The sequence below is a fragment of the Haloplanus ruber genome (genome assembly GCF_024494725.1).
Lineage (GTDB): Archaea > Halobacteriota > Halobacteria > Halobacteriales > Haloferacaceae > Haloplanus > Haloplanus ruber.
In genome coordinates this window covers 1-19924 of sequence record NZ_JANHDK010000007.1, presented here as the reverse complement: position 1 = coordinate 19924, position 19924 = coordinate 1, and the positions used below count along the sequence as shown (strand labels likewise).

Here is a 19924-nt window from a genome sequence, read left to right as displayed (position 1 = left end):
GAAGCGAGAATCTGCTACGTCTACCGCGCTGTATTTCCGTGGGGTGGTCGGCGGGTTGCAGGCGTCGCGCCGCCCGTGAATGCCATCTGGGCAACTCTGCTTTCGCAGGTGGGGCAGGGCTCCTCGGGCGGGCCTACCTCGCCGCACTCGGAGCACTCCTCGCCCCACCAGTCGATATCTGGCAGCTGAATCTCGTATCGATACAGTTCTCCCTCGAGGACCAGTTCGTTGGGCCCGTCGTCGTTGGTGACTGTCCCACAGAAGCGCCCCGAGACTTCCTGCAGGTACGGGCGGGCGAAGCCGTCCCCGATTCGGGCGACAGTTGCGCCAGCCATCTCTGGGGTGTCGTCGCTTTCTAACTGAATCGTGAGTTTCGTGCCGTCTGCGAGCGATTCGAACGCCTCAGTGGTGGGATGGTCACACATCTTTCTGGTAGCCCTCTTTCACTACTTCTTCGGGAGATACAAACACTCTGGAGCGGCCGCAGAGGACTTAGCGCACCGGTTCCCACACGACGGTGGGTGTCTCTCCGTCCGGGTCGATGCCACGGACGTAGCCGACGTGGGTCGCCTCCACGCCGTTGAACTGTTCGATCCGGGCCGCCGGCCGACCAAAGTACTTGTCCCAGCGAGTGAGGTGGAGGTACTCGACAGTCCGATCCCAGTCGTGGACCGGTACGTCGGGATCGGAGAGATTCACCACAAGCGACTCGCCGTTGTGTTCGACGCCCCAGATCTGGATTGCATCGCGGCCGTCCCTATCGTCCTCGCTGTCATCGTGGGGTTCGAACTGGAGCGTGTCGTCTGCCGCAAGGGCCTCAAGTTCGGCTGTCGCGGCGTCGATTTCTTCGTGGGCCGGCGGCTGGCTGATCTCGATCATCCTTCACTACTTCCGGGAGGTACAAACAGCTCACAGGAACCCTTCCAAGCCGGCTTGCTTGCGCTTTTGCTTCGTGACAGACTGGGTTGCCCCGAACACAGCGAGAACCGTTTCTTTCGCTGTGGTAAGGGCATAGCCTCGCGCTCCGCCATCGGTTTCAAGGATAAGGTCATCCTCGTCGTGGACGGCCGCCTGCTCGTGGGCGACGATCTGCTTCCTGGCAGACGAGCGGGGATGGGCCCGCTTTCCAAGAAATTCCTCTCGTGGAAACGGTGCCGACGCCCACTCGTCGGTGGGCTCCGCGACCGTAATGTAGTGATTCGTGTCCTCGGTTGCATCCCGAAGACGAACCCGAGTGGCGTGGAAGATCGGGGCCTCTCGCTGGTGGGCCTCGGGATCGAACGGGAGCAGCTGGACGAGCGACCCCGACTCGTGGCTCAGTGCGCCCTCAAACGCTGTCGCGTCGGTTTCGGCGTGGTCGTTGGTCTCGATGTGGAATTCCGAGACGTCCCACTCCGGGGCGGTGAACCGGCGAAACAGCCACTCGTATTGGCGTTCGAGTTCGCACTCGGCGCTGTCGGTTGGTGGAGTGCGCGGCACGTCGTCGTCGATGAGTTGGGTGTTGGCAGGCATTGGTCACTCTTCGTCGGCGTAAAAGTTCTTGACATACACGTCGCCGGCGTCTTCCTCGAGACAGAGTCGGCATGATCCACACTTGATTTCCCCATCACTGACATCGTGGGGGCAACGGATTCCTCCGTCGGGGATATCCGAGACGTCGTCAACGACCTCAAAGCGGCGCGCGCCGAAGTCCTTGCGCTGGTTCGAGCGATTGACCACAATGTGGTCGATCTTGTGCCACGGCAACCAGTCCGAGGACGAGTATGTGTACACGTCCACGATATCGTCTAACAGCCGGGCCACTTGATCGACTTTGAACAGGTCGTGTCGGTGCCGAAAGTCCCCGGATTCGTTCAGGCGCAGCGCCGTCACCTCGTTTCGTTTCCGACCGTGCCAGTGGCGGAACGCGTCGGCGAATGTCTGGGGGTCCAAGTGGTCCCATATTATCAGTTCGCGACGGCGGGCATCGAGTGGGTGTGGATAGTTGTCCTCCGTTCTGACGGCATAGCAATTCGCGGCGTCCACCTGGCAGTGCTCTGTTCCCAGATTCAGACAGTCATGCGCTGCACCGCCGAAATTGTAGATCGCGACTTCTTTTGCGACCTTTTTGTTGCCCATGGTGAAGTGGTCGCCGAGGATCCAGGACCACTTCTCGGCGGGGTCGTCAGCAAACACCGTCTCGTGGATTCGCTGGCGGAGCTTGTGGATCCCGTTGACCTGATCCACATCGAAGTCATAGATACAGTTAGGAGCGATATGATGTTCGAGTTCGTCGTCGTCGAACCGTTCGGGGGGCCGCTTCGCTGCGGGGCCCTGCCCCGGGCCAAAGGTGCCGATTCGACTCTGAACAGACATACTCAACTAGAGCTCTCCACTCTAACCGGAGGGCACAAATGGATCCACCCCCCTCCCCCTGACAGCTGTTTTGGTGGCCGATATACGCTTCTGAAGAACACTCAGAGAAGTCCACTCACAGTATTTCGCCGAGCGACTCGAAGGCGTCCTCGGGATGCTGGTTCGGCTCGGCGACCATCCGCAGGACGTTTTTCATCGCTGCGTTCGGAGAGGCCCCGTCAGCGATATGCTCGCAGACGATGGTGAGGTTCCGCGTCGAGAGGGTCGGCCAGTTCGAGAGGTCGTCCTTGCGGGTTCGATGGGCGAATTCGACGATTTTCTCGAGGGTCTGTTCGTCGACGACGGGCTGGCCGGTGTTGACCTGTTGATCCAGCGCCCGCACTTCGTCTTCGACCGTATCGGGATACCCTTGCCAGAACGAGCGGAACCGCCCCCGAGTCGCGGAGTTCATCGGCTCGGAATCGCGGTACTCCCGCGTCGGCGGGTTCATCGTGATGACCACACGCGCCTGGGGATGGGGTTCGATCTCTTGGCCGTGGCTTTTGATGACGATTTTGTTCTCATTCAGGAGCTGATGCAGGCTCATGGCGGCCCCGGCTTGCATCACGGGAAACTCGTTCAGAACAATTACGTCGCCGTTGAGCAGTCCCTGCTTGACTTCGGCGTTCTTGGGCTCGAGCTTGCCGTTTTCGTCGGGGGCAATCGGACCGAAGAGGTCCTGGGGCATCGTCGCTTTGTCGACGTCTAAGGACCTGTACCCCCGATTCGTCTTGTAGCAAAGATACTTCATGAGATAGTTCTTCCCGCTCCCACGGGGACCAACGATTCGCACCGGGACGTTGCGCCCGAGCTTCTTCGCGATCAGTTCGTCAAGGGGCAACTGGAGGTCGCGCTCGACCGGCACCGTCGGCGGGACGACTTCCCCGTCCTCGTCGGTCGGGAGTGCCGAATGGCCGGCGTCGGGGTGGGTGTCCGGTTTCGGAACGAGGTCGTAGCCAACGTCCTTGAGAATCGGAAAGCCGGTGTTCACGGGGGCGGGCTCGTTGCGACCGATATCGGACACGTAGTTCGCTTCGGGATCAGCCGGGTCCAAGTCGTCCCGGACTACTGCGAGCGGTTCGCCCACGGTGTCGGTCTGCTCTTCGACCTCGGTGATGACCGCCCCCGCGTGCCCGAGTGTCTCCTTCCGGGCCTTGTGGCGTTCGATCTGGGTCGCGGCAATCTCGTTGCTGGCGGGCAGCTGTCGGTGGGCCTCGGTCATGAGGCTCTGGGCATCGCTGGTGTCCCAGATGTCGACGTCGTCGGCGACCCGCCGTTGGACCTGCCTGATCTTCGCGGCCCGAAGGGTGGACGACTGGCTCTGGCTTTCGACGTACTGGGGATCGGCCTGGGCCAAGTCACGCTTGGTGGTGATGTCTTGGTGTTGGAGGTCGGTGATCTCCGAGCTCGTCAGCCCGTTCAGATCATCGAAATCAGCCACTTCGGCGCGGGCATCCAGTTCGTCGTTGATCTTCGTCGCGACAGTCTCGGGATCGGCCTCGGACAACTCTTCGAGCGACCCGTACCCAGCCGCAACCAGCGCCGCCTCCACGGCCTCGTCGACGCCGTCGAGGGTGATGAAATCCGCATCGGTGGGGGCCGGCCCACCGAATCGTTCCGCTACGACGGCCGGTTCGGCACCGATCGGATCGACGCCTTCGACCTGTCCTTCGCCGTGTTGGTCGCGGCCGATCGTGTAGATGGTCCCCCGTCCATTGGTGATGAGCGCGCCCGCCTCGTTGGCGGTGAGGTCGGCGACGTCGCTGACGGCGTAGGTGACCGTGGGGATGGAAATAGTTCCACCATTTTCGCGGAGTTTGCGAGCCACGAAGTGGCTCAGGATCTGTTGGTCGGTGGGCGTGTCCGCTCCATCGTCGGTACTGGCCATTAGGCCTCACCCCCCGAGTTCGGCAGGCGCTGTTGAACACGCTGTTCGATCTGCTGGGCTTCCGTGGCGTCGATTCGGTTCTCGGTTACGCCGGCCATATCCATCACGTCCTCAAGGGAGTCGGCGAGGGTCGTCTGGTCGGCATCGAGATCGGGCTCGTCTTTCTCTTCGTCTTGGGCCGCCTCGATCCGATACTGTTCTTTGGCGGTGGTGATCATCGTCGCCGGATGGCGCAGAATCTCGCCGGCAAGTTCTTGGTATTCGCGGTAGGTCTTGCCCGCCCGATTGCCGTCGTAGTTATCGAGAATGGCGAGTTTCAGGGACAACTGGAGGTTCCACAACGTCGGCTGGTCCGAGGGACTCGCCAGCGCCGTCGCCCGGTCGGCGGCGGCCTCAACGTATTTGTCGTTCCGAACGCCGAGATAGCGATAGAACTCGGCCACATCGAAGGGCAGGTCACCGAAATCAATCGCGACCAGACGGGCCCGTTTGATCTCTTGGTTGACCGTCTGGCTGAGGTCATCGATCGTACTCAGCACCCGTTCGTGCCAATCGATGGCGTCGTCCATCAGGTTGCCTGTGTGTTTTCGGGAGAGGTCGGCTTCCGGGTGCGGGAGTGGGATCATCGTACCAGCCTCGGGGATGTAGATCACTGGCTTCACCCACAACTTCTGGCGGCCACGGAAGTCGTATCCCAGCCGATCGCCGTAGTACACCGTCGTCGGCTCGGATTCATCGATATCATCTTCCAGGTCGCCATCGGTCGCGACGGTCAACTCGCCGTTTTGCAGATCGATATCGGTCTCGCCGGCGGGGTCGATTTCGAAGCCCTTGGAGGGATAGATGGTCGTGATGGTGACCGAGCCACCCCAGTCGTAGTGGCGAATCCACCCAAAGGCGTTCTCGATCCCGTGTTGCTGACAGGCGGCGATTTTCCGCTTGAAGAATGCGCGCATGTTGCCGGGCGTATACCGACTGGACGCGATCTGCCAGCGGAACTTCACGTCGAAGCCGAGTGTGCGAAGCGCTAGACGGCGGCGGTCGATAATGTCTTTGTGCGTCCCGATCCCGATGAGGGGTTCGGGGTCGGCCCGCTGGACCATCTCTGGGAGCGTCATGCCGGTTCGGCCTTCGAGATCATCGATATCGAGTCCGTGGACGTTCCGAATGGCCTCAAGGTCGACGTCGACGGTGCCGTCCTCGCCAGGGGCGACGAATTCGTTGTCGGCCCAGAGGTTGCCCTCGCCGGCGTGGGGGAGGACTGAGAGCGCCGTTTTGAACGACTGCGGGGTGTCCTCGTCTTGGACGTACCGCCGGCCCCGAGCGGTGATGGCGTCGGGGTACTCGGCGTCGACGGCGTCGTTGACACCGAGGAACGGGACGGTGCCGTGACTAAAACTAGCTCGGCGAGTGGGTGTTGTCAGCTGTCCCGAGACTTGGGACAGTCATGCATCTGGATTCGTTCCGGCAACCCAACCCGTCCACAGACAGGACACTCAACGAGCGGTGTCGACGGGAGGTCACGACAATGCCGCAACGCAGCCTCCAGATGAGTCCGGACAACCGGCGACTTACACCGAGTGATCGCCTGAGCGAGATGCATTTCGAGCGCTTCGCGACTCCTCTGTCCCTGTTTGCTACGTTCGCTCATTAGGGACTCCGCGAGAAACCACTTCGCTGGTTCAAGAGTCGATACAGCTGGGGAGTGTGTCGCCACTGTTGATGCCATCTCATAGAACTCAGAGGCGGAATGCGTCAAGACAACCACGCCAAGATTACACTGGCTCGTGGCTGTCTGTCTGTCTCTCTACCCCGCCTCATCCCAACCGGGAGATACAAACTCTCCATCTCACGACGACATCACTATTCTAGCTACGCAACTTCACCCTCGGACTCAATCTACAGCTGATTCAATTGCCGTCTACTGTGAGTACTGCACCTACCTTGACCCTGTCTCAGTACCAACAGATGGGTACACATCAATTCTTGTCGGGTCTGTGGTCCTTTCTAGGTACCTCCCGTAGCCAGAATTAATAAAAAGAGATCGACAATCGCGTCGCTGGGGGGTAGCTTCAGTGTTGCTCACTATCGGCGAGGTTTCCCCGCCGACATCCACCTTGGAGCCCCAGTTGGGATCCAAGTGAACCATGTACTCCAGATTCCTTTGGCAGCCGACCGAAGCTCGGTGTATCCAACATCAGTTGGAAGACATCCGAACCGCAGTGACGGCCTGATCGCCTATTAGACGACCTACATGGGTTACAACCTTTGACATCCTCCACCTGCCGCACGCGACAGGTGGCTTCTCCACGCTACCAGTGCATACTTACCATCGACTTATTCCCACCAGTATAAAAAAATTCAGTTTTAGGTAAAAGTGTATTTAGCCGGGTTCTATACGCCTATACCAAGTGATCCGCCTTATTGCGGACCGCGGCTCGGCTCAGTGCCACGGTCTGGATTTGTCGATAAGTTGTCACCCGCACAGTCAGCAGGGGTGGCTACCCCCTCGCAGTAAGTCCCGACACCGTCGCTATCTATCACAGTCTTCGTTTCATCACTATCGATCGCGTGGCCGGCGTTGGCAGCGGACTCGTCGTCTGTTTCATGTGGCTAAAATTCTGAGGGGTCAAAGTCCTCGCGTTCGTGTTTGAGATATTTTATGAGCTCTGGGATCCTTTGTCGTCACCGGACTGGCGCTCAGCTTCTTCACGAGTGAGGCGAGGGCCCTTGTAGTACTTGTGGTAGTAGGCGTTCCAAGCGTGGCGGTGCTCCATCGGGAGTTGACGATGCCACTTCTGAGACGGGGCTCATGATGATACGAGCACAGAACGCGCGAGTCGCCCCCTGACGAGACTTGGACGGACCAACCAATCTGGGAGTGCCAGGTGTGTGGCACAGGTCGCTACGGGCCTGCTTACGAATAGGGAAGAAGGAATCTCGCCGATTAACCAACAGTCTCCGATGGAGGTGGTCTCTGTTGGTTAATACGGTGAGTATCCTCGAGTCCGACGTCAGTCACGGCGGGCGTTCATTCGGCAGGGTTCGCAGCGGCTTGTCTCCACAAATCGGGACAGGAACAGGGGTAGTGGATAGCGCAACGTGACATCACCGAGTCCGGAAACGTCACGCCGACCACGGCACGGACGCATCACCAGACGCTCGATGAACTCGCTGTCTAGACGGGCCAAGTAGGGAGCGAGGGCGCTCTATTCTTCCAGTGAATCGCATCTAGCGCGGGTGGGAACTGCTGTAGTCGGTCATCGAGGACAGCGAGTGGATGGGCATCGAGAAACGTCGCCTCGTGCCGACCAATCGGCGTGTCTTCGTGATTGAGTTGGATATGACAGGGCCCAAGGTCCGGATGGTCGGCGTCTTGGTGGAAGCCGAGCATCAGATTTCGGTCCGGTTCGACCCAGTTTATGCGGTAGTATTCGTGGTCGACGCCGGCGGGATACCAGAAACGAATCTCCAGTCGTGCTGTCGCCGCGTCGTAAGAGTCACTCAGGAACGTCGTCGGATCGACATCCGCGATGACGTACCGGGGTCGGCGTCGAGACGGGCGATAGCGGACTTCTTCACACCCTGGTTGGTTCGTCAATCGGTCGTGAACGTCCCGGAAGAGGGTCCGCTGTGTATAGCGGTCGCGACCGGCAAGAAAGATCATTCTGTGAGAGAAGAGGATTAGCTCGTGGCGGGGTCAGCCACGTCAGCCATCTGCTCGCGGGCGGCTTCGACGTCGGAGTAGAGTTCCAGTGCGTGCTTGATGAGGCGGCGATCCTCCTCGTTCTCGCGCCAGAACGCGATGACGTCGCGGCGGTCCCAGAGCTCCGCACTTGTGAGGTCGCCGTCGGCGAGCGACTGTTCGAGTTCTTCCCACGTCTCGACGTCGTAGGTCGCCTGCCACTCCTCGATCTCCTCGGTGATCGTGGCCAATTCGCTCCGCAGCTCCTCGCGCGTGTTTTTCTCGATGAGCGTCCGGATCTCCTCGAAGAGCAATCGCGTGTAGTCCGGCTGGTAGCGCGTCGTCTCACCGGCCTCAACGCGACGCAGTTGGCCCTGGTCAACGAGATCCTGGAGTTCCTCGTTGGTCGTGCTCCAAGCGGCGTCGGCCTGCTCGCTGATCCAGTTGACCGACCGCGGTTCGCGGAGCGTCTCGGTGACCGCCCGAATGCGGTCGCGGGCACTCATCGATTCAGTCCATGACTGAACCCCATCTCGCGAAAATTCGGACATGTTTGACACCTCTTACGACAGTGTTGGCGCTGCATTCTCATATATGTTTGTGCCCTCTCGCATAATCAAGAGTGCGTTGCGGGCGAAGGGGTAGTGTTCAGATAAGCTAATTCCATGCGAAGGCGAACGCTTGAAGCCAACTTTCAGCGGTACTCGGTTCAACGTGGCTAAAAGTATTTAAGAACTGTTATGTTTGTCGTTTTAGTTTTCGAAAGACACGTTCGACGGCATTCTGATTCCCATGTGTAATATGCTGGAATCGGAGTCCTAAGCGGTGGCAGGCCGCCTGCAACCACGGTGCGCCATCGACGAGAAAGACTGCGTCGTCGACGAGATGTTTCTCACGGAGTTCAGAAGGGAACATCTCGATCAACGCCTGTGTTCTCGTCGAATAGAGCCGCGCATGGAGCAGGCAGTTGGTGTCGGGATCGACCGCGGCGTACAGTCAATATCGCTCGTCATTGAGTTGGATCACAGTTTCATCGACCGCAACGTGATCTGGGTCGGCACCGCCTGCAGGCTGTAAATCGGCTTTCTGAACCCAGTTGTGAACGGTCGAGCGACAGCTCTCGACATCCAAACTGTCAAGAATTGAGATAGTATTCGAAAGTGATATTCCAGCCAGATAGAGTCGAATACCGAGCTTCATCGCCGGCCCGGGTGTCGCCTCTCGCTCCACAAATCCTAACTCTAAGCGGTCGCTATAACCGCTGAGACGGGTGATTTCGGACACAGGCACTCAGAAATCGCACCGGCTCATCCTTCATCCTTATGTGAACACCGCCAATAACGGTGGGAATTTACCAAAAATGGAGGCTATTTGCGGTAGAGGTCCTATACCGAGTAAATTGGATATTGAAGGGCCCGTTACGATGTGGTATCGCCTCCATCACAGTCTACATCAGTGTGATCGTTGCTGTCGTCGTCTGGGACTGTCTCGTCCTCACTATCCTCGTTGGCGGTTGGTTCCTCGGCGGTATCCGCAGCCTCAAACTCGGAGGGGTCGAAGTCCTCACGTTCGTGTTTGAGGTATTTGACGCTCTCTGGAATACCTCCCTCGTCACCGAAGCGGCGTTCGGCTTCTTCACGAGTCAGGCGCGGGCCTTCATAGTACTCGTGATAGTGAGCGTTCCAGGCGTGACGGTGTTCGATGGGGAGTTGACGATGCCACTTTCGATAGGGTGGTTCGTCGACTTTGTGGATGTGGACGTGACAGCTCTGACACAGCGGAATCAGATTGTCAACGCGGTGGTCAGTATCGTCGCCATTGACATGGTGCAACGACAGTTTGTCTTGGACTCTGTTCCCCGAGTCGGTCTCAAGCCATTCGTCTGGGGTTCGACTGCAGACCACGCACTCGCGGCCCCAACGGTCAAACACAGCTTCTTCGATATGTGTTGGTCGCATATTCGATGATAGTGGCTGCTCGCGTGGCTGGGCGTCCTCAAACACAGTGAGGGCGACAAGAGAACACCACTACACAAGCCGCACTGCGACGCGAGCGATAGCTGCTGATTGAATCTCGATGCCTCAACAGAGGAGTTGACTCTCGGTCACGGGGCCTCGCTTTAATAACTCACCTCACCCCACTCGGGAGATACAAACAACTCACGAGGACCGGTCTTCCACCACAAGAATTACACTCAGGGGGACAGGGTATTCGCCGAACAGCAAACCGTGGGACTCGAAGAAGCCTATCGGGAAATTATCGAAGCGGTGTTGGAAACGGTGGAGCATCCTGCCGAGCCGTAGCGCGTGGACTTCCAGGCTATGCTGTCGATTACACCCACCCGTGAACAGCTGGGCGACGAACCGAGAGGCACCCACGTAGACTCCTAACTGGAGTCGCCTCTCGCGTCGGTTTATTGTCCCCAGCAGAGGTACGAGAGCGACCCCGTGAAGTCCAGACAAGAGACACTGCAAGCTGCGACGATGTCGGCGGATTCTGTACTGGTCCAGTCTGGCAGCTACGCTCCCTCGTCGACGGTATAACACTCAGTTGAACGGATTGTCGGCCGTACCCAGGCGGGTGATGCCACCGAGCGTGTCGAAGTCGTCATCGAACGAGTACAGGTACTCGATGTCCTCACGTGCCATGTACGCCGCGATGGTTGCGTCCCCAAATGACAGACCGTCGTAAGTCTCAAACAGTTCCACGGCCCGGGGAAAGTCTTTCTGAGCCGCGTGGAGTATTTCGAATCCGGCAGACTGATTGAGACGTTCGTACGTCTCAACGGCTTTTGCGTGGCGTTTCCGGTTGTGTATCCAATTTAGCGTCTCGAGGACGATGTAATTCGTCACCTGGCCCGTGGGGAGGTCGCCGTGGTCTATCCCACGAATAATGTCCATCGCGACGCCGTGGTGTTCGTCATCGGTGTCTGCCATCCCGACGAGAACGCCTGTGTCGACGACTACGACTGACATCAGCTGCTCTCCGAGAACGCGGGATCGTCTTCGTGACCAGCGAGGTCGTGCGTTTCAGACCCTTCGCCACCCATCGACACCGGCTCAAAGTCGTCGAAGGCTCCGTATCGTTGCTTGACGACCTCAACCACGAGGTTTCCATCGTCGTCGACGTCCTAGCGGAGCTTGTCGCCGGCCTTGATGTCAAGACGGCGGCGAAGGTTCGCCGGGATTGTGACCATCCCCCGGTCGCTGATTTTAGTTTCCTCGGGCGGTTCTTCAGTTGCCATACCCAAGAGTACAGGCTCTCTTATTACACATGTTGCGCCACATGTAGATCGTTGCGGAGTCTCACCCGTCCGAAAGTACCTCCGTCGAATGCTGACTGACCACTATCTTACGACTGTCCTCGAGAAACCCGTGCACGTTGTCGAGCAGCATGGCCGAGTCGTCCGAACGACAGACAACCAAACCCACGAGCAACTCCAATACGCCGTCTTCCGGGCGGCTGAAGTCGAGGCGGACCACCTTCTAGCGGACTGGACGCCAATCGACGGCGTGATGATCGGCTAGAGGAGCAGTGATGCGATATTCGATAATGGGGCTCCAGCGAAGACTGGTTGGAAACCGCCCTGCTCAGAGAAGCGTGTTCCCGGTTCTGAAGTTTCCACACCCGGAGGCGACAAATTTACAACAATTTGTGACTTATCGAATAAATGATCCAATGGCGACGAAACGAACATTGGCCATCACCCTCGTCCTTGTGACCACTGCGGGTATTGTTACCCCGGCGTTCACTGGTGGCGGAGTCGTCTACGCCACCGATACAGAACCGAACGATGACTTTGAGACAGCAGTAGCGATATCCGAAGGGACTTTTTCGGGTGAGATTGTGGACGGTGAGTCGGACTTCTTCAAATTAAATGCGAGCACGACTGAGGCACTCAGCGCTGAAGTCACTAGCGCCGATAATCTGGATGATCTAACACTCCGTATTTACGATGCCGATCGGACACAACTGGCCAGTGACGGAAATGCCTTTCAGGGCATCGACGCGACTATCAAACTACCAGAGACAGGAACTTACTACGTTGAGGTTGCAGGACAGAGCGCGGGAACGAACAGCAGCTATACGCTGAATATTGATGTTGTGACGCCGGCTGAAAATGATCAATTTGCACCGAATGATGACTTCGGATCGGCTGCATCAATTCCGGAGGGTTCCAGTGAGGCGCGCATCGTTGGCGGTGAGTCGGACTTCTACCAACTGGAAGCAAATGCGACCGATGCGATTAGTGTGGACATAACAAGTGCAGACTCGCTCGATGATTTGGCTATCCGGCTCTACGACGCTGAGCGGAGTCAACTGGCTGCCGATGGAAATTCCTTCCAAGGGATTGATTACACGATCAAGGCCCCAGAAACCGGGACTTACTATATCGAAGTACTCGGGCAGAGCCAACAAACAACGAGCAACTACACATTAAATGTCGATGTCGTAACGCCAGCCGAGAACGACCAGTTTGCACCGAATGATGACTTCGAATCAGCTGCATCAATTCCGGAGGGCTCCAGTGAGGCGCGCATTGTCGGAGGCGAGTCGGACTTCTACCAACTGGAAGCAAATGTGACCGACGCGATTAGCGTGGACATAGCAAGTGCAGACTCGCTCGATGATTTGGCTATCCGGCTCTACGATGCTGAGCGGAATCAACTGGTTGCCGATGGAAATTCCTTCCAGGGGATTGATTACACGATCAAGGCCCCAGAAACCGGGACTTACTATATCGAAGTACTCGGGCAGAGCCAACAGACAACAAGCGACTACACATTAAACGTTGACGTCGTAACGCCAGCCGAGAACGACCAGTTTGCACCGAATGACGACTTTGAGTCTGCTGCTCCTCTTCGCGAGGAATTCAGCGATGCCAGAATCGTTGGCGGAGAGCTAGACTACTACAAGATCACGCTGAACGAGAGTGAGAGCGTCAGTGCTGAGATCAGGACCGCAGACTCGCTGAGTGATCTGGTCATCCGACTTTACGATCCCGGGCGAACACAAGTGGCGAGCGACGGAAACGACTTCGGAGGGCTTACCATCTCTCATCAAGCCACCACGTCGGGAACGTACTACATTGAGATCGCTGGCCAGAGCGAACAGACAACGAGTTCGTACGAGTTACAGAGCAACCAGACGTTCCAACCTGACTCTAGCAACAGTCAGGTGCCTCAGAATCTTCAGCGGTTTACCGGTGGAGATGACAGCATTGGAAATTTGGATGTTCTTAACGCGGTTAATGCAGCTAACAGCAACCAGAACATTGGTGGTCAGTCTGTTGGGAATCTTGACATCCTTAGATTAGTTAATTACGTGAACGACAACTAAGCAAGCGAACCTTCGATCCAACTCCCCTTCAGATACTATGAGCTTGTAGGGGCAACCAGTGAGATAAGTACGATCAAGTTATGACGAGGGCCTCTAGGCCATGGATATTAACGGTTGAGTCGCCGTCTAATCACCCTCAGCTGCCGCCACTTTTAAGGGTGATTTGTCTTACGTAGCCACTGAAGACACAATGGCACCTTCTTCACCGAAAGACTCAGATGTCTCCCCTAATCTACTCGTTGAGATCGTCAACACACTAGAATCTCAAGGGTTGGCAAGCGATTCGTACCAGCTTTACGACGCCGTTGACGTTGAGGCACTGGAACGAATTCTCATATCTTCCTCCAGTGATGTTGAGGTCCGGTTCACTGTGGAAGATATTCAAATTGTTGTCACCAAGGACGGGGCAACTGTTCTTCTTGATAAACCGGACGGACCACCAGACAAATAGCATGATCGGACTTATTGACGGCGAGAGCCTCAAAAACCACGACTGCTCAACACCCTGCGATCGCGGCTATACTTTTCGTTTCTTCGGTGCTCGCGAGGCCAAAGAACGACCAAAACGACTTTTGCCTTTCCAAGTCCGTTGAGGAAGTAGACAGTTCGTCAGGCGACACAGTATCTGACAAAATGATGCGTCTTGGCTTGCCTCGCTCGCCGCTGGCACTCGCAGACTCCAAAAAAGCCTCTTTGACAGAGTACCAGCGGAAAGGTCCAAGCTGAAGTAGATGCGGTAAAACTATCCAATTCATAACTGCGATATGACAAAGAGGCCTATGTCATTGGATATAACTAGAAATTGGCACTGAGGTGTCCTCGGGATAATCAGATACAACAATTTCACGAGGCGTGGATTGACTGATTGTCCAGTTGAGTCGATCTGAGAGCAGTGTTGCGAGTGCGTCCGAGAATTGCTCGCCAGTACGGCGGGGGATAGTTAGGGTAAATGAAATATCTTCGCTCGTAGACATTTTCGCGTAATGAAGACACCAGATATCTGCAACCTGCTTTGCGTGGCGTGGATAGTGGTACGCGAGGGGTGGTAACACGGCTGTTGTCTGTGGCTCACTCCGCCGTGGAGCGCCTAAAACATAAAGAATCCGTCCAAGTAGGCTACCACCAACTGCTGGCCGAATTTCGGTAGACCGGTAGTCATCGTCTTGATGAACAATATTATATGAGAGTCCTATTGTTTCAGCAATGGATGCGAACCGTTCCTGTTGAGTATCTGTATTTGATCGAAAGATAGGATAGTAAGTCTCGCGGAGGGCTCCATGGGCAAGCAGCCATGTAAGCAGTGCTATCATGCTAGTTGTAGTCTCACTTTCTACCTTGGAGGAGAGCCATCCGTGTTCGCGGGCCTGTTCAAGCGAGTTGGTTGCATAGGGGCGACTCCCTCGGCGCCAGCTTTGAATTGTTGACTCAGGAATACCTAAATCGGCAGCTAGGGTTGCTTTGGAGTCCTCTTGAGCAAGGGCGGCCTGATAGCACTGGTGATAACGATAGCCTCCCGGGGTCTCTGTACGTCGGTAGGTTGAGGCGAAGGCTCGCTCTGTGGGAGGAGAGAGCGAACCATAAACTGCTGCTGTCGCCAATCCTGATCGGATATTCATATTTGCTCCCCCAGCAAGACTGTGTACCGCTTCTGCTGGTACCCATACCCGATGTTGGTGACCAACGGTTGCTGAGCACGGAGTAACTGACTCAATCAGATCGCATAGTTCGTGAGCATATGTTTCTGATGGAACAGACTGAATATATGATCCTGCTTGCTCCGGGTCTGTAGTACGATTGAGGAGATAAATCCGGATGAAGTCACGTCGATGTTCATCATCAACGGTCGAGAGGTATCCGGGAAGTGAAATATTATCCAACTGGGCTTTCACACCACGTGGGGCGCCAAGAATTGAAAGGATACGGCCTAAAATTGCGCTTCCCTCTGCAGGGACGACTTCAAGATGATGCTCTGGATTCTCTGGATGTCGGCGCCGGTAGTCTAGTTGAAGCCAGCGGAAGTGTTGAGAAAGCACTGCCAGCATCAGTGGATCATCAACAGAAAAGTGTGGAGTATACCTATCAACAGAAATTCCGCCTCCCGAAAATATCCAAGCGACTAACTGGTTAAGAGAGCGAAAGCGTTCAGATTCAGAGTTGACATTAATCCATCCGTGTTCACGGGCAGTTTGAATCCCGGAAACAACACGTGGGACTTTGTTCTCGACGAGCCAGCCCCGGACCGCACCTGCGGGCCGGTCGACACGACGCGCAATTTCAGCACGTGCCATATCGGGATTTTGTTCGCGGAGTTGGGTCGCCTCGCGGTACTGCATAACCGTCTCCAAGCCGGATTCTGGCCCATACGTCTCCGCAAGTTCTTGTTCAGAAACAAACTGTGGGGACACAATTATTATGCATAACTGTTCGTATATAAGATGTTTTTGATGTAATTAGGATCTCTCGGTGTCATTGTACTCAGTAGAAGGATTTATTATATATAATATATCACATAAATACTGTAATATGTGCTCAGATCCAGAAAGGTCACGGTCGAGATTATGCGTCCTCATCGTATCGGTGCTAGTTATGTTATCGATGCCCGGTATAAGCGGAGGAATCATCATAACGGCACAGGCTCAATCCAGTGGCAATCCTGGGGGCGTTAGTATTAGTGACCTATCTGGTAGTGGGACAACAGACGACCCTTACGTTATCACGACAGCCTCTGAATTACAGGTAATGGAGGATGATTTAGGTGCTCACTATCAACTCAGCAATGATATCGACGCTACCGGAACTGCACAGTGGAACAGTGGAAAAGGGTTTGATCCAGTCGGGCCAAATGAATCGTCCCCCTTTGTAGGGACCTTTGATGGCAATGGATACACTATCTCGGACCTTACTATTAATCGTCCAGAGACTACTCGGGTCGGACTGTTCGGCTTTGTGAAAGGTGGTGAAATTCGAGACTTAACATTAACAGATGCTACTGTCACTGGGCAACAGGAAACCGGCTCGGTAGCGGGTGAAATCACCGGGAGCACGATTACAGATATAACTGTTAGTGTGACTGTTGATGGAGGCAATGCCGTCGGCGGAGTCGTCGGTACCGCAGGAGATGGTTCTACATCTACAACGGTCACAAGTATAAGCGTCGAAGGCACAGTCAACGGAACGAGCGCTATCGGAGGTGTTGTGGGGAATAACAACTTCGAAAGCGTAGTATCGGACGTAGACTCCAGCAGTACGGTCACAGGTAATAATACCATCGGTGGGCTGGTCGGGACTAACAGTGGTACAGTCAAAAACGCGACTGCAAGCGGATCTGTTGATGGGACTGAAACCGTCGGTGGCCTTGTAGGAGCTAACAATCCTCCAAGTGGAGAGATTCGAAACGCAATCGCCCGTGGATCCGTCAACGGTACCAACAAAATCGGTGGACTCGTTGGTACTAATGGCCCAACACTTGTTGATGGTGATGCACAACTTCAGAACGTGAGTGCAGATGGATCCGTAGAGGGGCAGATTCGTGTCGGCGGCCTTGTGGGAGTTAACACCGGAACGATACAAGAAGGGACAGCTAGTGGACCCGTTACTGGAGACGATACGGTCGGAGGACTTGTTGGGCAAAACGGTGTTGCGGGCGATCAAGAGAGCTTAATCAAAAACACAAAGGCAACTGGTGATGTGACCGGTGAGCAAAACGTCGGTGGACTTCTCGGAGTCAATCCGAGAAGCGGAACAGTCCAAACATCATTCGCAACGGGAAAGATTGCTGGAACACCGACTGCTGGTGGACTTGTTGGTACCAATACTGAGGCGTTTTTCGGTGAGCAACCGGGCACGATCCGTGACTCATACTGGGACATAGAGACAACAGGGCAAGACAGCTCCGCAGGCAATGCTACTGGGTTGACAACTGCTAAAATGACTGGGGAGCAGGCCCTGAGTAACATGACCGCGCTATCAGACTTCTTCTGGCAGTCACGTGCGAATGATTACCCTGTCCTCCAAGTGCGTTCACAAGGGTCAAGTGATGATTCGTCTAGTACCCTCAATATCTCGCTTTCGCAATCAACAATCACAGCTGGAATGCCTACAGAAGTTACCGTTACCGTAACTGAGGCTCAAACCCAAAATCCTGTTGAGGACGCAACTGTCGAGATCTCGGATCTACAGCAGTCTGGAACGACGAATACCACCGGGAGTATAACATTCTCAATCAATGCAAGCTTGGCTGGTGACTACCCAATATCGGTCTCCGCTAGCGGATTCAGCGATGCGACGGTAACACTGAGAGTTGATGAGAATAATACAACGGAGCAAGACCCGCTGGTTGCTCGATTTGGTGGCCCAGACAACGAAATCGGGAACTTGGATGTACTTGAGGCGGTAAACGCTGCAAACAATGGCGAACCGATTGGTGGGGAGCCCGTCACGAATCTGGATATATTGCAACTCGTGAACAGAGTTACGGGGTGAGACATAGCTGGCGGAAGTTTATTATCGACAGTTGAATAAGGAGATATGCAGCATTCGCTGCCAGACAGATATAGCTCTGTCATGTCTTACGAGCCTGTCCTGGTAGGGGCAGGCTTTCAGTCTTCGGAACCACTTGATGACCAAAGCATTCGATTCAACAGTATTGCGATTTAGTCACAGAAAAACGGATATTAATCTTTTATCTCTACGCGGATTTCCACTTTTTCACCCTCTTGGGCGTGACTTTGACTGTCTTCATCTTTTTTCTCTTTTCGAAGTACATAGCTGAGTGAGGATTTCATGCCTTGAGCTCCTATTGCAGGCATAGTTAGTAACAGTCCAACTACGTCACGTCGATCCATACTGGTATGCCAATCGCAAGACAATATACGCTTTGTGGGTGACTCCTGATACTCGTACAAATGCAACGGAAAGCCCCACGCCATCTGGGCTGGAAGGCAGTTCATCAAGGTACTGCTTTCTAATTCAATCAGGTCCGATCTGTGCAAGGTCTCGCCACCGGCGCACTCAACGACTGCCAAGATCCATTATTTAAAACCTGAAAACAGCGAGCAAATCTACGCTGTGGTACCGTTATGGTATATGATAGTCAACACCGTCGCGTACAACAGCGATTGCTGCATGCCTGCAACCGTCTATAGCTGTGTTCGCGGCAACTGACACCCTCCCACAATTAAGCCGTGGGATTCCCTCACTGGGGTTGAACCCACGGAAATGGAGAGGTTCGCAGGTTCGTCGTCACGTGGGACGATGATCTGCGTTTCGGGCTGTCCCCCGCTTCGGACAGCGGTTTCGAGAACTTGCCCAAAGCTCGTTTGCCGATATTCAGCGCACCGTTCTTGTCCGCATTATCGTCCAGACCACACTCTGGACACTCGAAGCGTCCCTGTGTTGCTCGGACGCCCTCAGAGGCACAGCGCTTGCACGTCTTCGACGTGTCGTATTCATCAACCAACTGCACGTCGATACCCGCGTCGTGGGCCTTGTACTCGATGTAGTTGAGCAGGCGGGCGAACGGCATCTTGTGGATCTTGTGGTTAACGTATCGCCTCTGTCGTTGTCCTTGCGAATCCCACCGAGGTCACTCACGACGACGACCGCATTCCGTTCTTCGGCATCCCCCACAATGGAGCGATCGATCTTGTGCAGGCGGCCGTCTACCTTTCGGGCTTCTGCGTCACCGATATGCTCCACGATCTGCTGTCCCTGTCGGGGCTTCACCTTCCCAATGACTTCCACAACTGCTTGTAGTGTTCGCGGATACGGCGAATCTCCTCGCCGTAGAACGTGGTCTTGCGGTCGGAGAGGAACGCGGAGGTAGTGCGAGGAGTAGACCTTGACCTGTTACTTTATCTTGTTCGGGGCGAGCGTCGGGTCGCCCGTAATAAACAGGTGCACGTGGTCGGGACGAATCGTCAACTCCAGTATCTCCAAGTCAACTTCGTCGGCTTTCTGCTCGATGAGTGCTTCGAGACGGCCACACACCTCGCCTTCGAGTACCGATTTGCGGTACTTCGGACACCAGATGAAGTGGTACTGGAGTTTGTGAACGCTGGTTCGTTCCCTGTCGAACCTACAAGGCATCGTTAGTATATAGATTATCTTCACCTGAAGATGTTACACAACCATTCAACCCCAGCCGTGCCGACGAAAGTGGACAGATTCCCAGTTGTCGGCTTCATCCCACCGCTTAAGCGGTGGGCTCTCGTCTCGCTACCGCTGTAATTCGGTAGCTACCTACAAATCAGTGTTGTAGCCGATACGAACGCGCTCTTCCTCTCCCTACTCACTTCTCTTGCTCCTTGGGGAAGGGGATTCCGCGCCATCGCTTTAGTTGAATTTCTTCGTTGGTAAAGAGATCAAATTTCTCTAACAGGTGCTAGCTATATCACACCTACAAGAATGTCTCCCACTCACTTCGATTGTCTGCACCCCAATCTCCAGCTATAGCTGGTCTGTCAAATTCGTATAAAATAATACCGCGAAACCGCACCGTGTGACCGCTACCGGCGGTCAGTCGTGGTGAGTTAGTCGCGCCGGGTGGCCAGCAGGGCCGCCGCGAGCAGCGCGATGACCGCGACGATGGCACCGAAGCCGGGCCCGCCACCGCTGGT

Annotated in this window: 17 protein-coding genes and 4 pseudogenes; 4 read left to right on the top strand and 17 right to left on the bottom strand. The window is 55.5% G+C overall.

Features of this window, described 5'->3' with window-relative positions; genetic code table 11:
• Positions 1-20: 20 nt before the first annotated feature.
• The 12 genes and pseudogenes from NO878_RS16630 to NO878_RS16575 form a co-directional block, all read right to left on the bottom strand.
• Positions 21-425: a hypothetical protein gene (locus NO878_RS16630; RefSeq protein WP_256407089.1), complete on the bottom strand. Its 405-nt coding sequence runs from the start codon at positions 423-425 to the stop codon at positions 21-23.
• Between the two features lie 67 nt (positions 426-492).
• On the bottom strand, positions 493-879 hold the full coding sequence (locus NO878_RS16625; RefSeq protein WP_256407088.1) for a hypothetical protein: 387 nt from the start codon (positions 877-879) through the stop codon (positions 493-495).
• A gap of 30 nt (positions 880-909) precedes the next feature.
• Positions 910-1512, bottom strand: a complete 603-nt coding sequence (locus NO878_RS16620; protein ID WP_256407087.1) for a hypothetical protein — start codon at positions 1510-1512, stop codon at positions 910-912.
• 3 nt (positions 1513-1515) lie between these two features.
• Positions 1516-2355, bottom strand: coding sequence for a GP88 family protein (locus NO878_RS16615; protein ID WP_256407086.1), 840 nt, complete (start codon positions 2353-2355; stop codon positions 1516-1518).
• 115 nt (positions 2356-2470) lie between these two features.
• Positions 2471-4282, bottom strand: coding sequence for an AAA family ATPase (locus NO878_RS16610; protein WP_256407085.1), 1812 nt, complete (start codon positions 4280-4282; stop codon positions 2471-2473).
• Positions 4282-5400, bottom strand: a complete 1119-nt coding sequence (locus NO878_RS16605; protein ID WP_256407084.1) for a hypothetical protein — start codon at positions 5398-5400, stop codon at positions 4282-4284. Before NO878_RS16605 ends, NO878_RS16610 begins: the two co-directional genes overlap by 1 nt.
• Before the next feature lie 2060 nt (positions 5401-7460).
• On the bottom strand, positions 7461-7949 hold the full coding sequence (locus NO878_RS16600; RefSeq protein ID WP_256407083.1) for a hypothetical protein: 489 nt from the start codon (positions 7947-7949) through the stop codon (positions 7461-7463).
• A gap of 17 nt (positions 7950-7966) precedes the next feature.
• Positions 7967-8518 (bottom strand): DUF7342 family protein, encoded by a 552-nt coding sequence (locus NO878_RS16595; protein ID WP_256407082.1) that lies wholly within the window; start codon positions 8516-8518, stop codon positions 7967-7969.
• A 106-nt stretch (positions 8519-8624) separates the two neighbouring features.
• A pseudogene (locus tag NO878_RS16590) lies at positions 8625-9251 on the bottom strand (IS6 family transposase).
• A 275-nt stretch (positions 9252-9526) separates the two neighbouring features.
• A pseudogene (locus NO878_RS17360) lies at positions 9527-9925 on the bottom strand (HNH endonuclease); the annotation flags it as partial.
• A 588-nt stretch (positions 9926-10513) separates the two neighbouring features.
• Positions 10514-10942: a type II toxin-antitoxin system VapC family toxin gene (locus NO878_RS16580; protein ID WP_256407080.1), complete on the bottom strand. Its 429-nt coding sequence runs from the start codon at positions 10940-10942 to the stop codon at positions 10514-10516.
• Positions 10942-11211, bottom strand: a pseudogene (locus tag NO878_RS16575) (AbrB/MazE/SpoVT family DNA-binding domain-containing protein). The gene NO878_RS16580 and the pseudogene NO878_RS16575 overlap by 1 nt, the downstream one beginning before the upstream one ends.
• 130 nt (positions 11212-11341) lie before the next feature.
• Here NO878_RS16575 and NO878_RS16570 point away from each other — a divergent pair.
• The 3 genes from NO878_RS16570 (at position 11342) to NO878_RS16560 (ending at position 13758) form a co-directional block, all read left to right on the top strand.
• Positions 11342-11494 carry a hypothetical protein gene (locus NO878_RS16570; RefSeq protein WP_256407079.1) on the top strand — a complete coding sequence of 51 codons (153 nt, stop codon included), beginning with the start codon at positions 11342-11344 and terminating at the stop codon, positions 11492-11494.
• Between the two features lie 151 nt (positions 11495-11645).
• Positions 11646-13307, top strand: coding sequence for a PPC domain-containing protein (locus NO878_RS16565; RefSeq protein WP_256407078.1), 1662 nt, complete (start codon positions 11646-11648; stop codon positions 13305-13307).
• Between the two features lie 190 nt (positions 13308-13497).
• On the top strand, positions 13498-13758 hold the full coding sequence (locus NO878_RS16560) for a HalOD1 output domain-containing protein (protein ID WP_256407077.1): 261 nt from the start codon (positions 13498-13500) through the stop codon (positions 13756-13758).
• Positions 13759-14089: 331 nt separating this feature from the next.
• On the opposite strand, the gene NO878_RS16555 is transcribed toward NO878_RS16560, so the two are convergent.
• Positions 14090-15640, bottom strand: a complete 1551-nt coding sequence (locus NO878_RS16555) for a hypothetical protein (protein WP_256407076.1) — start codon at positions 15638-15640, stop codon at positions 14090-14092.
• 406 nt (positions 15641-16046) lie between these two features.
• On the opposite strand from NO878_RS16555, the gene NO878_RS16550 reads away from it, so the two are divergent.
• Complete coding sequence (locus NO878_RS16550) at positions 16047-17789, top strand: carboxypeptidase-like regulatory domain-containing protein (RefSeq protein WP_256407075.1); 1743 nt, start codon at positions 16047-16049, stop codon at positions 17787-17789.
• A 191-nt stretch (positions 17790-17980) separates the two neighbouring features.
• On the opposite strand, the gene NO878_RS16545 is transcribed toward NO878_RS16550, so the two are convergent.
• From NO878_RS16545 to NO878_RS17355, 4 genes and pseudogenes are all read right to left on the bottom strand, one after another.
• Positions 17981-18151, bottom strand: a complete 171-nt coding sequence (locus NO878_RS16545; RefSeq protein WP_256407074.1) for a hypothetical protein — start codon at positions 18149-18151, stop codon at positions 17981-17983.
• Between the two features lie 350 nt (positions 18152-18501).
• A complete protein-coding gene (locus tag NO878_RS16540) occupies positions 18502-18831 on the bottom strand; it encodes a transposase (protein ID WP_256407073.1) in 330 nt (109 codons plus the stop codon).
• Between the two features lie 326 nt (positions 18832-19157).
• Positions 19158-19394, bottom strand: a pseudogene (gene tnpA / locus NO878_RS16535) (IS200/IS605 family transposase); the annotation flags it as partial.
• A 443-nt stretch (positions 19395-19837) separates the two neighbouring features.
• Positions 19838-19924: PGF-CTERM sorting domain-containing protein (locus NO878_RS17355; RefSeq protein ID WP_256407138.1), on the bottom strand; the 87-nt coding region annotated here is incomplete at its 5' end.